The organism is Pseudomonas sp. YH-1 (assembly GCF_051990045.1).
GTDB classification, from domain to species: Bacteria; Pseudomonadota; Gammaproteobacteria; order Pseudomonadales; family Pseudomonadaceae; genus Pseudomonas; species Pseudomonas nicosulfuronedens.
This window is the reverse complement of sequence record NZ_CP178184.1, coordinates 2932464-2945415: the sequence shown is the minus strand read 5'-3', so window position 1 is coordinate 2945415 and position 12952 is coordinate 2932464. Positions and strand designations below refer to the sequence as shown.

The following is a 12952-nucleotide window of genomic DNA, read 5'->3' as shown; positions in this document are numbered from 1 at the left end:
TGCGGCCACGAATCGCCGGCAAAGGGCCGCATTATATCGGCCCCGCATCAAGGTTGTAGTGTCTTTGCGCGATAGTTAACCCCTATCGCGCAATAATTTCTGTCAGGAACGACGAAAGGCGGCAAAAGCTTCGACGATACGCGGGATATCGGCGCTTTTTACATCAAGGTGGGTGACCAGGCGCAGGCGCGTCGCCGGGCTGACACGAATGCCCCGCTCGGCCAGGTGCGCACCCAGTGCACCAGCCTGCTCGCCGATGCCGACGTAGACCATGTTGGTCTGCACCGGCTCGATGGCGAAGCCCAGTTCAGCCAGGCCACGGCCCAGCGCTTCGGCATTGGCGTGGTCTTCGGCCAGGCGCTCGACCTGGTGATCCAGCGCATACAGCGCCGCTGCCGCGAGGCCACCGGCCTGGCGCATGCCGCCGCCGACCATCTTGCGCAGACGGCGCGCACGACCGATCAGCTCGGCATCACCGCAGAGCACCGAACCCACCGGCGCGCCGAGGCCCTTGGACAGGCACACCGAGACGGAATCGAAGTGGCGGGTGATCTCGCGAGCATCCACGCCCAGCTTCACCGCTGCGTTGTACAGCCGCGCGCCGTCCAGGTGCAGCGCCAGCCCACGACGGAGGGTCATCTTGCGGGCAGCGGCGAGATAGGCCTGCGGCAGGACCTTGCCCTGCATGGTGTTTTCCAGCGCCAGCAGGCGGGTGCGGGCGAAGTGGAAATCGTCCTGCTTGATCGCCGCCTCGACCCTGGCAAGGTCCAGCGAGCCATCGGCCTCGCCATCGATGGGCTGCGGCTGGATCGAGCCCAGCACCGCTGCACCGCCGCCTTCGTATTTATAGGTGTGCGCCTGTTGGCCGACGATGTATTCGTCGCCCCGGCCACAATGGGCCATCAGGCCGAGCAGGTTGCTCATGGTGCCGGTGGGCACGAACAGCGCGGCGGAAAAGCCCAGGCGCTCGGCCAGGGTCGCTTCCAGGCGGTTCACCGTCGGGTCTTCGCCGTAGACGTCATCACCCAGCTCAGCCCGCGCCATCGCCTCACGCATGCCGGCGGTGGGCAGGGTCACGGTGTCGCTGCGAAGGTCGATGATGGACATGGCAAGGCTCCTCGGGCATCAGGCGGAAAGGGCCCGATGCTAAGCGCTCGCCGGAGGCGGAACAAGGGTGGAGTGGCTGTAGGAGCGAGCTTGCTCGCGAACACATTTTTCCGGCGACTTCAGTCTCGGGGGTTCGCGAGCGAGGGCTAGGCGCCCCTCGGTCCTGCGAGAAGCAGAGTGCGGTCAGAGTTCGGTGGGCACCACGAGGATGCCGGCGCGCAAGCCGTTCTTCACCCGCGGATTGGGGAAGATGATCCGCGCGCCCCGCTCTTCCACGATCCAGCGGGTACCGCCGATGTCCTCAGCGAGCAGGAAGCCGTGGTCCAGTTCGGTGAAGTTGTCCACCGCGTCGTCCAGGTGCAGGCGGAAGTGGTCGCTGTGCTTGATCACTTCGCGGGAGACCGCAAACAGCTGCAGCCCGTCGATCTGCGCGCCATCCGCCTCCTGACCACTGATCACGCCCTGCAGCATGTCCTCCAGGCGATCCAGGTTCACCGCCTGGTTCTGCCCGAACGGCCGGGCCTTGCCCAGCTCCAGGGTGAACGCCTCGGCGCCGAGCTGGCTGTAGGTGTAGGCGCTGAAAGTGATACCCGGCTTGCTTTGCAGCAGCACGGCATCGATGCCGGCGCTGCGCAGACGCGCCAGTTCCTCGCGGGAATGCTCGCGTCCGCTGGCCCAGGGGTACAGCGCGAACTGCTCGATCTTCGAGCCACGGATGGCAGTGTGCAGGTCGTAGTGCAGGCGTGGGCGGCCCTCACGGGCAAAGAATGCAGCGGCCAGGCGCTCCAGTTCCGACGCCCGCAGGGCCTCGTTGCCGCTGCCCTCCTCGTGGCGACCACAGAACAGGCGGTTGATGTCCTGTTCCAGGTAACGCTCACCACGGCGCATGGCCTCGGGGTTGCCGAGCAGGAACAGCACCCGCGACGCCGGCTTCAGCTCACCACGGGCGATGCCGTGTACCAGCCGGTCGAGCAGTTCGATGGGGGCCGTCTCGTTGCCGTGGATACCTGCCGAGAGCAGCAGGTCACGGCCATTGTCGCGCGCCACCGGCGGGGTGACTTCGAGGGCGCCTTCAGCCAGCCAGTGCAGACGGGTGCCGTCCGCGGTGAGCTGAATCTTTTCCGTCGGCTCACGGCCGGCGAGGGTCAGTTCGAGCAGTTTGCCCAGAGCTAGCATGCGGACGCCTCCATCATTCCCCGTGGCCGGAGCGGCCGCGGACTCCGCGATCAGTGGTGATGGTCACATCCACAGTCTGGACCATGTTCGTGGACTTCGGCGGCTTCCAGCTCAAGGCTCAGGCCCAACTGGTTCACTGCCTGCGGGCGCACCACCAGCAGCGGGATCTCGGCATCGTCCTCATGGGAGTCGGCGTAGATCACCAGGCCGCCCTTGCCGTCGGCTTCCAGCCAAAGTTCCCGCCCTTCCAGGCGGATGGCCAGGCGTGCGGTGTGGGTCTCGCGGCGCTCGCCCTTGTTGTCTTCGAGAATCAGCGGGAGGCTTTCGGTCATGTCAGTTACTCAAATCTGCTGGAAGGGGTAAACCGAGCCCAGTTTAAGGATCTGGCTCAATTCATCCAACGCCGTCCGGCACTCGACCAGCAGTTGCGGGTCAGCCAGGTCGGACTCGGCCAGGCGATCGCGGTAGTGCTTGTCGACCCAGGTGACCAGGGTGTCATGCAGGGTCGGGGTCATGATCACCCCCGGGTTGACCGCCGCCAGCTCGGCGTCGTTCAGCGCCACACGCAGGCGCAGGCAGGCAGGACCGCCGCCGTTCTGCATGCTCTGCTTGAGGTCGAACACCTTCACCTCGCGGATCGGGCCGTCCTCGGCAGTCAGTCGCGACAGATAGTTCCATACGCGCTCGTTCTTGCGGCACTCCTCCGGAACGATCAGCAGCATGTTGCCGTCGGCACGGGTGAGCAGCTGGCTGTTGAACAGGTAGGACTTCACCGCGTCCTCGACGGTGACCTGGTCACGCGGCACGCACACGGCGCGGAAGCGGCCGCCACGACGGCCCAGCTTGTCGTGCAGCTCGGCGAGCACCCGCTCGGTGTCGAGGAAGGCGTCTTCGTGGTGGAACAGCACTTCGCCGTTGCCGACCGCGATGACGTCGTTGTGGAACACGCCCTGGTCGATCACCGCCGGGTTCTGCTGGGCGTAGACCACGCCGTCATCGCTCAGGCCGTGCAGGCGGGCGACCGCCTGGCAGGCTTCCAGGGTCTGCCGCGCCGGGTAGCGCTGCGGTGCGGGGAAGCGACTGTCGAAGGCGCTGCGACCGAACACGAAGAACTCGACGCCGGTTTCGCCGTAGGACTTGCAGAAGCGCGTATGGTTGGCCGCACCCTCGTCGCCGAACTGGGCGACCGCCGGCAGAGCGGCGTGGTGGGCGAAGTGTTTCTCGTCGTTGAACATCGCCGCGAGGATACGACTGGTCTGCGGATGTTCGATGGAGCGGTGGAACTTGCAGTTCAGGTTGGCGGCGGTGAAGTGCACACGGCCATCGGCGGTGTCGGCACCGGGGCTGACGGTCGCGGCGTTGGCCGTCCACATGCAGGACGCCGAGCTGACGGCAGCGAGCAGCGGCATGGCCTCTTTCGCCGCCTTGGCGATCACCTCGGCATCGCTGCCGGAGAAGCCCAGGGCACGCAACGAGGCCACCGCCGGACGCTCCTGCGGGGCGAATACGCCCTGCTTGAAGCCCATCTCCATCAGTGCCTTCATCTTCGACAGGCCCTGCTTCGCCGCTTCGCGCGGGTTGGACGCCGCCTGGCTGTTGCTCTGCGAGGCCACGTTGCCGTAGGACAGGCCGCCATAGTTGTGCGTCGGTCCGACCAGGCCGTCAAAGTTCATTTCATAGGCGGTCATCACAGGCTCACTCCCGGAGTCAGGGTTGCAGGCAGGCTCAGGCTGTCGCTTTCCAGCGAAGCGACCGGGTACGCGCAGTAGTCGGCTGCGTAGTACGCACTCGGGCGATGATTGCCGGAGGCGCCGATGCCACCGAACGGCGCACTGCTGGCGGCGCCGGTCAGCTGCTTGTTCCAGTTGACGATGCCGGCGCGGCTCTCGATGAGGAAGTCCTCATAGCGCTCGCGGGAATCCGACAGCAGGCCGGCGGCGAGGCCGTACTGGGTGGCGTTGGCTTCGCGCACGGCGGCGTCGAAGTCGGCGTAGCGGATCACTTGCAGCAGCGGGCCGAAGAATTCCTCGTCCGGGCGCTCGGCCACGGCAGTCACATCGAGGATGCCCGGCGTCAGCAGCGCGGCGGTGGCCAGCGGCTGGGTCATCGCCAGCAACGGCTTGGCACCTTTGGCCAGCAGTTGTTCCTGGGCCTTGACCAGGTGTTCGGCGGCGGCAAGCGAGATCACCGAGCCCATGAAGGGCGCCGGTTGTTCGTCGAAACGGCCGACCTTGATGGTCGAGGCCACGGTCACCAGGCGCTCGATCAGCGCATCGCCCCAGGCGCCCTGCGGCACCAGCAGGCGGCGGGCGCAGGTGCAGCGCTGGCCGGCGGAAATGAAGGCGGACTGGATGATGGTGTAGACGGCGGCGTCGACGTCTTTCACTTCATCGACGATCAGCGGGTTGTTGCCGCCCATCTCCAGCGCCAGGATCTTCTGCGGGCGACCGCCGAACTGGCTGTGCAGCAGGTTGCCGGTGCGGCTGGAGCCGGTGAAGAACAGGCCATCGATGTCGTCATGGCCAGCCAGTGCCACGCCGGTATCACGGGCGCCCTGTACCAGGTTGATCACGCCGGCGGGAATGCCCGACTCGATCCAGGCCTGCAGGGTCAGCTCCGCGACCTTCGGGGTCAGCTCGCTGGGCTTGAACACCACGGCGTTGCCGGCCAGCAGGGCCGGCACGATGTGGCCGTTGGGCAGGTGGCCGGGGAAGTTGTACGGGCCGAACACGGCGACCACGCCATGGGGCTTGTGGCGCAGCACGGCAGTGGCGTCGGCCAGCGGACCACTCTTCTCGCCGGTGCGCTCACGGAATGCCTGGATCGAGATGGCGACCTTGTTGACCATGCTGGTCACTTCGGTGGCAGCTTCCCACAGCGGCTTGCCGGTCTCCTCGCCGATGGCGCGGGCCAGTTCCTCGGAACGGCCCTTGAGGGCGGCGGCGAAGCGTTCCAGTACGGCGATGCGCTCATCCACCGGGCGACGGGCCCAGGCCGGGAAGGCACTGCGAGCGGCGGCAACGGCGGAGGCGACCTGCTGCTGCGAAGCGGCACGGCCGGACCAGACCACGGCCTGGCTGACCGGGCAGAGCGATTCCAGAGGCTCGCCTTCGCCCGCCAGCCACTGGCCGGCAATGTAGTGGGTATTCATTATCAGGCTCCCCTGACGCCGGGCGGCGTCAGTTGCGTTTTCCGGAGAGGGGCACCGCGCGGACCGAAGCCCCGGCGGACAGGCGCAGGCGCTTGGCGGTCTGCGCATCGACCACCAGCGAACCGGCGGCCACGCGCGCCGGGGCTGCGGTGATGCGGCACTCCTCGCGCTTGCGGTTGTGGATCAGGTAGGGCTCGGCGTCGTCGCCCGGCGTGCCGATGGCCAGCACCAGGTTCTGGCTGTCGGCGATGGCACGGATCTTCTCGGTCGGCGCCTCGATGGCGGGGCCGGCATCGAAGATGTCGACATAACCCTGGTAGCTGAAGCCCTCGGCCTTGAGCATGGCCAGCGCCGGCTCGGTATCGGTATGTACGCGGCCGATCACGTCGCGCGCATCCTCGGAGAGGAAGCAGGTGTAGAGCGGGAACTTGGGCATCAGCTCGGCAATGAAGGCCTTGTTGCCCACCCCGGTCAGGTAGTCGGCCTGGCTGAACTCCATCTTGAAGAAGTGCCGGCCCAGGCTTTCCCAGAACGGCGAGCGCCCGGCGGTATCGGACATGCCGCGCATCTCGGCGATCACCTTGTCACCGAACAGCTCGCGGAATTCGGCGATGAACAGGAAGCGCGCCTTGGACAGCAGGCGACCGTTGAGGCCGGCACGGTGGTCGGCATGCAGGAACAGCGAGCACAGCTCGGACTGCCCAGTGAGGTCGTTGGCCAGGAACAGCGTGGGAATCTCGCGATGGATGCCCAGTTCCTGGGAGGCGCTGACGGTCAGGCCGACGCGGTAGTTGTACCAGGGCTCGCGCAGGCCGACGGCGCCGGCGACGGCGGAGATGCCGACAACCTTGCCTTCGTCGTTTTCCAGCACGAACAGATAGTCGGCGTCGGCACGCTCGGCCTCACCACGGAAGGCCTTCTCGGCCCAGTTCACGCGGTGCTGCAAGCGCTGCTCGTTGGCTGGCAGCGTGGTGAGACCGGTGCCGGTGCTGCGCGCCAGGTCAAAGAGAGCCGGCAGGTCGGCGCTGGTTACGGGACGGACGATCATGCTCTCTCCCCTCAGATCGCAACCAGGCGCACGCTGGCGCCCTCGCCGATGCCCAGGGCTTCGGCGGTTTCCTGGTTCAGGGTGACGGGCTTGCCCGGTACCCAATCGAGTTCGGCGACGACGGCGCGGAAATCCTGCAGTTGGCCATTGGTGACCAGATAGCCACGATTGCCCTTGCCACCCTCACCAATGCGCACCGGCACCTGCCGACTTTGTGCGATGGAGCGGATGCTGCTGGTGCGCGCATGCAGCGCGGGGCCGCCGTCGAAAATATCGACGTAGTTGTCGGACTCGAAGCCGTCGCGCATCAGGATGTCGAAGGTGATCTGCGCACGCGGGTGAACCTGGCCCATGGCTTCCTGGGCGTCGTCCGGCAGCAGCGGCACGTAGATCGGGTAGTGCGGCATCAGTTCGGCGAGGAAGGTACGGCTCTTCAGCCCGGACAGCTTCTCGGCCTCGGTGTAGTCCAGGTCGAAGAAGTTGCGCCCGATGGCGTTCCAGAACGGCGACTGGCCCTGATCGTCGCTGTAGCCGACGATCTCCACGACCACCGCGTCGGCGAAGCGCTCCGGATGGCTGGCCATGAACAGCAGGCGGCCACGGGAGTTGAGCTCGGCGATCGGCGTATTCACCAGATCGCGCTCGACGTAGAAGCTGGTCAGCAGGCTGTTGCCGGTGAGGTCATGGCACAGCGAGAGAACGTGAATCTTGTTGTGGATCTTCAGCTCGCGGGAGGCGTGCACGAAGGTCTCGTTGCGGAAGCTGTAGAACGGCTCGGAGAAGCCGGCCGAGGCCACGATGGCCGAGCAGCCGACCAGGCGACCGGTCTCGCTGTCTTCGAGCACGAAGAAGTAGCTCTCCTCACCGTTGAAGCTCACTTCGGCGGTGAACGAGGCTTCCGAGGCCAGGATTTTCTCGCGCAGACGTTCCGCGTCGTCCGGCAGCGACGTGACGCCGACCGGGCTGTCCGCGGCGAGACGCTGCACTTGCTGCAGGTCGGCCACTTGGGCGGGGCGCATCACCAGCATGGCGTCACTCCTCTAACCAGACAAAATTGTGATTCTTGGTTGATGAATCATGGGCGCGACACGGCCCGTGCCGCGCTCATCAGGGCATTCGAAAGCGCCGGCCGGGACGATCCGGCCGGTTGAGCGGCGAGGCGCGGGCCCCGCCGGTTCAGCGTAGCCGGGTGATCAGCCGCGGGTCAGCTTGGCGATGGCACGCTCGAGACGATCCAGACCTTCGTCGATGTCGGCGTCCGGGATCACCAGGCTGGGCGCGAAGCGCACCACGTCCGGGCCGGCCTGCAGGACCATCACACCTTCCTTCTCGGCGGCGTTGAGCACATCCTTGGCCTTGCCCTTGAAGGCGTCGTTGAGCACGGCGCCGATCAGCATGCCCATGCCACGTACCTGGGTGAAGATGCCGTACTCGGCGGCGATCTTCTCCAGGCGGACCTTGAAGCGCTCGTGCTTGGCTTTCACGCCTTCGAGCACTTCCGGGGTGTTGATCACGTCGAAGGCCGCACCGGCAACGGCGCACGCCAGCGGGTTGCCGCCGTAGGTGGTGCCGTGGGTGCCGACGACCAGGTGCTCGGCGATCTTCGCGGTGGTCAGCATGGCGCCGATCGGGAAACCGCCGCCCAGGCCCTTGGCGCTGGAGAGGATGTCCGGGTTCACGCCGTAGTACTGGTGGGCGTAGAGGTAGCCGATACGACCGAAGCCGCTCTGCACTTCATCGAAGATCAACAGAGCGTTGTTCTCGTCACACAGCTTGCGCACGCCTTCCAGGTACGCCTGGTCGGCCGGCAGCACGCCGCTCTCGCCCTGCACCGGCTCGATGATCACCGCACAGGTCTTGTCGGAGATGGCCGCCTTCAGGGCTTCCAGGTCGTTGAACGGGATGTGGGTGATGCCTTCGACCTTCGGGCCGAAACCATCGGAGTACTTGGCCTGGCCACCGACGTTGACGGTGAACAGGGTACGGCCGTGGAAGCTGTTGACCATCGAGATGATCTCGTACTTCTCGGGGCCGTAGACGTCATGGGCGTAGCGGCGCGCCAGCTTCAGCGCAGCCTCGTTGGCCTCGGCGCCGGAGTTGGCGAAGAACACGCGCTCGGCGAAGGTGGCGTCGATCAGCTTCTTGGCCAGGCGCAGGGCCGGCTCGTTGGTGAAGACGTTGGAGACGTGCCAGATCTTGCCGGCCTGCTCGGTCAGCGCCTGCATCAGTGCCGGATGGGTGTGGCCCAGGGAGCTGACCGCGATGCCACCGGCGAAGTCCACCAGCTCTCGGCCGCTCTGATCCCAGACTCGGGAACCCTCGCCACGCACCGGAATGAAGGCCGCCGGCGAATAGTTGGGAACCATGACCTGGTCGAAATCGGAGCGTTGGACCTGAGCTTGCGGAGCGGACATCGGTGTTCTCCTGCCTGGTTGAGGCGGCTATCGATGAATGGATTGTAGGGACGAACAGCGGGCCGTCATTGTCGCCATGCGACAACTTGTTATAGCGCCAACCCGCGAATTGCCGAGGCTTACGGAAATGCGACAGAAAGCGTCGGGAAGGCGCAGTGTAAGGCCTGTGGCTTGCTGCGGGTACAAGCGACTGTGGAATTTGTTCGCTCGGCGAACGAGAAGAAAAGGAATAAGGAGCGCAGGGATTTTTTTGTAGGAGCGAGCTTGCTCGCGAACGTTCTTTCCTGACGCACTAGCAGCAGGCGGTTCGCGAGCAAGCTCGCTCCTACAGGGAGATCAGGACCGTAGGGCGCATAACGCACCAGCGTTATCCGCCTTACCACGACCGGCGGATAACCTGTTCCAGGTTATTCGCCCTGCGGGCACAGAAAGTCAGCCGCGCTCGGTAACCACCGGGGCGGCTTCGGCGGCACTCTGGCCGCGGCGCTGGTTGCGATCTTCGCGCGGGGTCACGCCGAAGAAGTTGCGGTAGGCGCTGGAGAAGTGCGGGCCGCTGGAGAAGCCGCAGGACAGGCCGATCTGGATGATCGACTTGCTGGTCTGCATGAGCATCTGCCGCGCGCGGTTCAGGCGCAGTTCCAGGTAGTACTGGCTGGGCACGCGGGTCAGGTATTGCTTGAAGATGCGCTCCAGCTGGCGGCGCGAGACGCACACGTGCTGGGCGATCTCGTCGGTGGTCAGAGGCTCCTCGATGTTCGCCTCCATCAGCAGCACCGCCTGGGTGAGCTTCGGATGGCTGGAGCCGAGGCGGTTCTTCAGCGGAATGCGCTGGCGTTCCGAGCCTTCGCGGATGCGCTCCACCACCAGCTCTTCGGAAACCGCGCCCGCCAGTTCCGCCCCATGGTCGCGGGACAGCACGGCCAGCAGCAGGTCGAGCACCGCCATGCCTCCGCAGGCGCTGAGGCGGTCACGGTCCCACTCGAACAGGTGGTTGGTGGCGATGACCTTGGGGTAACGCTCGGTGAAGTCATCGTGCCAGCGCCAGTGCACGGCGGCGCGGTAGCCGTCGAGCAGGCCCAGTTGCGCCAGCGGATAGATACCGGCGGACAGCGCACCGATGCTCACACCGCTGCGCGACAGCTGCTTGAGTACGGCGGCCAGTGGCGCGGAGACCGTCTGCGGAATCTCGTCGGCGACCAGGAAGATGCGCTGGCATTGCTCCAGCACGCCGTTCCAGGCTTGCCCCGGCAGGCGCCAGCCATCGGCTTCGGCTACCGTTTCGGCGCTCATGAACACCGGTTCGTAGAGCGCTTCGGGGTGCAGCCGGCGGGCGACCCGCAGGGCCTCCTCGGCCAGACCGAGGGTCAGCGCCCGCGTGTGCGGCCAGAGGAGAAATCCGATGCGTTGTGCGGTCATGCGGCTAGGTCACCAGGCGACTGTAACGGACAGCTTACTTCAAGCTGCCGGAAAGGAACTGCTTGAGGCGGTCCGATTGCGGATTGGCCAGGACTTCCTTCGGGCAGCCCGCCTCTTCCACCAGGCCCTTGTGCAGGAACACCAGCTGGTTGGAGACCTCGCGAGCGAAGCCCATCTCGTGGGTCACCACCACCATGGTGCGGCCTTCCTGGGCCAGGTCCTGCATGACCTTGAGCACTTCGCCGACCAGCTCCGGGTCGAGCGCCGAAGTCGGTTCGTCGAACAGCATGACCTCCGGCTCGACCGCCAGGGCGCGGGCGATGGCCACGCGCTGCTGTTCGCCGCCGGACATGTGGGCCGGGTAGGCATCCTTGCGGTGCGCCACGCCGACTTTCGCCAGGTAGTGCTCGGCCTTTTCCAGCGCCTCTTTCTTCGACACGCCCAGCACGTGGACCGGCGCCTCGATGACGTTCTCCAGGGCGCTCATGTGCGACCACAGGTTGAAGTGCTGGAACACCATCGACAGGCGCGAGCGCATGCGCTGCAGCTGCTTGGCGTCGGCAGCCTTGAGCGCACCCTCCTTGTTCGGCACAAGCTTGAGCTCTTCGCCGTTGAGCAGGATCTTGCCGGCGTGGGGTTGCTCCAGCAGGTTGATGCAGCGCAGGAAGGTACTCTTGCCCGAGCCGGAGGAGCCGATGATGCTGATCACGTCGCCTGCCTTCGCCGCCAGGGAGACGCCCTTGAGCACCTCGTGGTTGCCGTAGCGCTTGTGCAGGTCCTGGATTTCCAGTTTGTACATGGTGTCGGTTCTCGAATTCAGTCGTTGATCAGCCGGCCCTTGCGGAACGGCTCACGCCCGGCCACCTTGGCCAGCCAAAGCCCCGGCTGGGCGTAGCGCCCGCGCTCGATGGCGAACAGCACGCCGGAAGTGCCGGCGCGAACGGTGCTGACCTGGTCGTTCAGCGGATCGACCACTTCGAACAGTGCGTCGCCCTTCTCCACCCACTCCCCCGCCTTGCGCAGGAAACTCACCACGCCCACGTGGGGTGCGTAGAGGTATTCGGTGCCTTCGAAAGGCATGCCTTCGCAGCATTCAGCCGGGGCTGCCGGCCACTCGCCAGCGATCAGGCCCTGCTCGGCGAGGAAGCCGAGGATGGCTTCGGCATTGGCCTGTCCCTGGTCGACGCGGGTATCACCCACGCCACCCAGCTCGACGGTAGTCGCCAGGCACGCCAGCGGAATCGCCGCCTGCGGGAAGGCCTGCGCCAGGCGCAGCCAGGGCAACGAGCAGGATTCGTCGAAGGAGCTACCGCCTGAGTCTTCGGCAAGCAGCGCGACACCCGCCTTCAGGCGTGCAGCCAGGGACTTCCAGCGCGGCCAGTGCTGCGGGATCGCGTAGACATGGATGGCGGCATCGAAGTCGCAATGCAGGTCGAGCACCACCTCGGCGTCGCAGGCGTGACGCAACAGGATGCGCTGCATGCCCTGCAGCTCGGACGAAGCCGGCGGCAGCGCATCGAGGCCATCACGCATGGCCTGGCGGATCAGCTCTACGTTGGCGGTTTCATCGGCGCCCAGCCTGTCGCCGACACGCTCGGCAACCAGCGCGCTCAGCTCGACGAAATCGCGGTTGAAGTTTTTTCCGCTGCCGAACTCGAAACGACCCAGATGGCTGGCCTGCAGGGTCTGGCCCAGGCCGATGGGATTGGCCACTGGCACCAGTTCGACGACGCAGTTCAGTTGCCCGCGCGACTCGAGGTCAGCCAGCCGCTGCTTGAGCTCCCAGGCGGTGCGCATGCCCGGCAGCTCGTCAGCGTGCAGGCTGGACTGGATGTAGACCTTGCGCGGACCCTTGCCGTAGCGGAATACGCTCAGGCGGCGCTCGCTACCCAGGCTGCTCCACGGCAGCAGATGATCGATACGTTCCACGGTGTATTCCTCAGTGCTTGCGCGGCGCGAGATAGGCCAGCCAGCGGCGTTCGGCCAGCTTGAACAGGCGCACCAGGGTGAAGGTCATGATCAGGTAGAAGATGCCGGCAGTGATGAAAGCCTCGAACGGCAGGTAGTACTGCGAGTACACGGTGCGCGCGGCGCCGGTGATGTCCACCAGGGTCACGATGGACGCCAGGCTGGTGGTCTGCAGCATCATGATCACTTCGTTGCTGTATTGCGGCAGCGCGCGGCGCAGGGCCGAGGGCAGCAGGATGCGGCGGTACATCTTCAGGCGCGACATACCCATGGCCTTGGCCGCTTCGATCTCGCCATGCGGAGTGGCGCGGATGCTGCCGGCGAGAATTTCGGCGGTGTAGGCGCTGGTGTTGATGGCAAACGCGGCGCAAGCACAGAAGGTGGCGTTGGACAGCCACGGCCAGAAGACGCTTTCACGTACCACTTCGAACTGGGCCAGGCCGTAGTAGATGAGGAACAGCTGCACCAGCATCGGGGTGCCGCGGATGACATAGGTGTAGAGCCAGGCCGGCAGGTTCACCGCAGGGTTCTTGGAGCAGCGCATCAGCGCCAGCGGCACGGCCGCCAGCAAGCCGAAGAACAGCGAGATCGCCAGCAGCTTGAGGGTCACCAGCAGGCCGCTGAAGTAGAGCGGCAGGCTGTCCCAGATGACGGAGAAGTCAAAAATCATGA

12 protein-coding genes are annotated in these 12952 nt (G+C 65.8%); all 12 read right to left on the bottom strand.

The features are described from left to right. Positions 1-102 precede the first annotated feature (102 nt). The gene (ltaE, locus tag ACKI1H_RS13745; RefSeq protein ID WP_440468619.1) at positions 103-1107 is read right to left on the bottom strand and encodes a low-specificity L-threonine aldolase; all 1005 of its coding nucleotides are present in this window, start codon (positions 1105-1107) and stop codon (positions 103-105) included. 183 nt (positions 1108-1290) lie between these two features. After that, complete coding sequence (astE, locus tag ACKI1H_RS13740) at positions 1291-2283, bottom strand: succinylglutamate desuccinylase (RefSeq protein ID WP_440468618.1); 993 nt, start codon at positions 2281-2283, stop codon at positions 1291-1293. A 50-nt stretch (positions 2284-2333) separates the two neighbouring features. Further along, positions 2334-2615 carry a hypothetical protein gene (locus ACKI1H_RS13735; protein ID WP_054907334.1) on the bottom strand — a complete coding sequence of 94 codons (282 nt, stop codon included), beginning with the start codon at positions 2613-2615 and terminating at the stop codon, positions 2334-2336. A gap of 9 nt (positions 2616-2624) precedes the next feature. Continuing rightward, on the bottom strand, positions 2625-3971 hold the full coding sequence (gene astB / locus ACKI1H_RS13730; protein WP_440468617.1) for an N-succinylarginine dihydrolase: 1347 nt from the start codon (positions 3969-3971) through the stop codon (positions 2625-2627). Further along, entirely contained in the window at positions 3971-5437 is a 1467-nt protein-coding gene (gene astD, locus ACKI1H_RS13725; protein ID WP_171049480.1) for a succinylglutamate-semialdehyde dehydrogenase, read from the bottom strand. The genes astB and astD overlap by 1 nt, the downstream gene beginning before the upstream one ends. 25 nt (positions 5438-5462) lie before the next feature. Next, positions 5463-6482 (bottom strand): arginine N-succinyltransferase, encoded by a 1020-nt coding sequence (gene astA / locus ACKI1H_RS13720; protein WP_440468616.1) that lies wholly within the window; start codon positions 6480-6482, stop codon positions 5463-5465. An 11-nt stretch (positions 6483-6493) separates the two neighbouring features. Next, on the bottom strand, positions 6494-7510 hold the full coding sequence (gene aruF / locus ACKI1H_RS13715) for an arginine/ornithine succinyltransferase subunit alpha (RefSeq protein ID WP_138522553.1): 1017 nt from the start codon (positions 7508-7510) through the stop codon (positions 6494-6496). Between the two features lie 165 nt (positions 7511-7675). Continuing rightward, on the bottom strand, positions 7676-8896 hold the full coding sequence (locus tag ACKI1H_RS13710) for an aspartate aminotransferase family protein (protein ID WP_081517971.1): 1221 nt from the start codon (positions 8894-8896) through the stop codon (positions 7676-7678). Between the two features lie 432 nt (positions 8897-9328). Beyond that, positions 9329-10312: a transcriptional regulator ArgR gene (gene argR / locus ACKI1H_RS13705; RefSeq protein WP_440468615.1), complete on the bottom strand. Its 984-nt coding sequence runs from the start codon at positions 10310-10312 to the stop codon at positions 9329-9331. A gap of 34 nt (positions 10313-10346) precedes the next feature. Continuing rightward, a complete protein-coding gene (gene aotP, locus ACKI1H_RS13700; protein ID WP_138522557.1) occupies positions 10347-11111 on the bottom strand; it encodes an arginine/ornithine transport ATP-binding protein AotP in 765 nt (254 codons plus the stop codon). Positions 11112-11128: 17 nt separating this feature from the next. Next, positions 11129-12241: a succinylglutamate desuccinylase/aspartoacylase family protein gene (locus ACKI1H_RS13695; protein ID WP_138522559.1), complete on the bottom strand. Its 1113-nt coding sequence runs from the start codon at positions 12239-12241 to the stop codon at positions 11129-11131. 10 nt (positions 12242-12251) lie between these two features. Further along, positions 12252-12950 (bottom strand): ABC transporter permease, encoded by a 699-nt coding sequence (locus ACKI1H_RS13690; RefSeq protein ID WP_138522561.1) that lies wholly within the window; start codon positions 12948-12950, stop codon positions 12252-12254. Positions 12951-12952: the final 2 nt, after the last annotated feature.

Bases quoted from the DNA above. Each gene is read 5' to 3' on its own strand.
- argR (WP_440468615.1), bottom strand. From the start codon at position 10,312: ATGACCGCACAACGCATCGGATTTCTCCTCTGGCCGCACACGCGGGCG.
- aotP (WP_138522557.1), bottom strand. From the start codon at position 11,111: ATGTACAAACTGGAAATCCAGGACCTGCACAAGCGCTACGGCAACCAC.
- ACKI1H_RS13690 (WP_138522561.1), bottom strand. From the start codon at position 12,950: ATGATTTTTGACTTCTCCGTCATCTGGGACAGCCTGCCGCTCTACTTC.
- astA (WP_440468616.1), bottom strand. From the start codon at position 6,482: ATGATCGTCCGTCCCGTAACCAGCGCCGACCTGCCGGCTCTCTTTGAC.
- ACKI1H_RS13735 (WP_054907334.1), bottom strand. From the start codon at position 2,615: ATGACCGAAAGCCTCCCGCTGATTCTCGAAGACAACAAGGGCGAGCGC.
- ltaE (WP_440468619.1), bottom strand. From the start codon at position 1,107: ATGTCCATCATCGACCTTCGCAGCGACACCGTGACCCTGCCCACCGCC.
- ACKI1H_RS13710 (WP_081517971.1), bottom strand. From the start codon at position 8,896: ATGTCCGCTCCGCAAGCTCAGGTCCAACGCTCCGATTTCGACCAGGTC.
- astB (WP_440468617.1), bottom strand. From the start codon at position 3,971: ATGACCGCCTATGAAATGAACTTTGACGGCCTGGTCGGACCGACGCAC.
- astE (WP_440468618.1), bottom strand. From the start codon at position 2,283: ATGCTAGCTCTGGGCAAACTGCTCGAACTGACCCTCGCCGGCCGTGAG.
- aruF (WP_138522553.1), bottom strand. From the start codon at position 7,510: ATGCTGGTGATGCGCCCCGCCCAAGTGGCCGACCTGCAGCAAGTGCAG.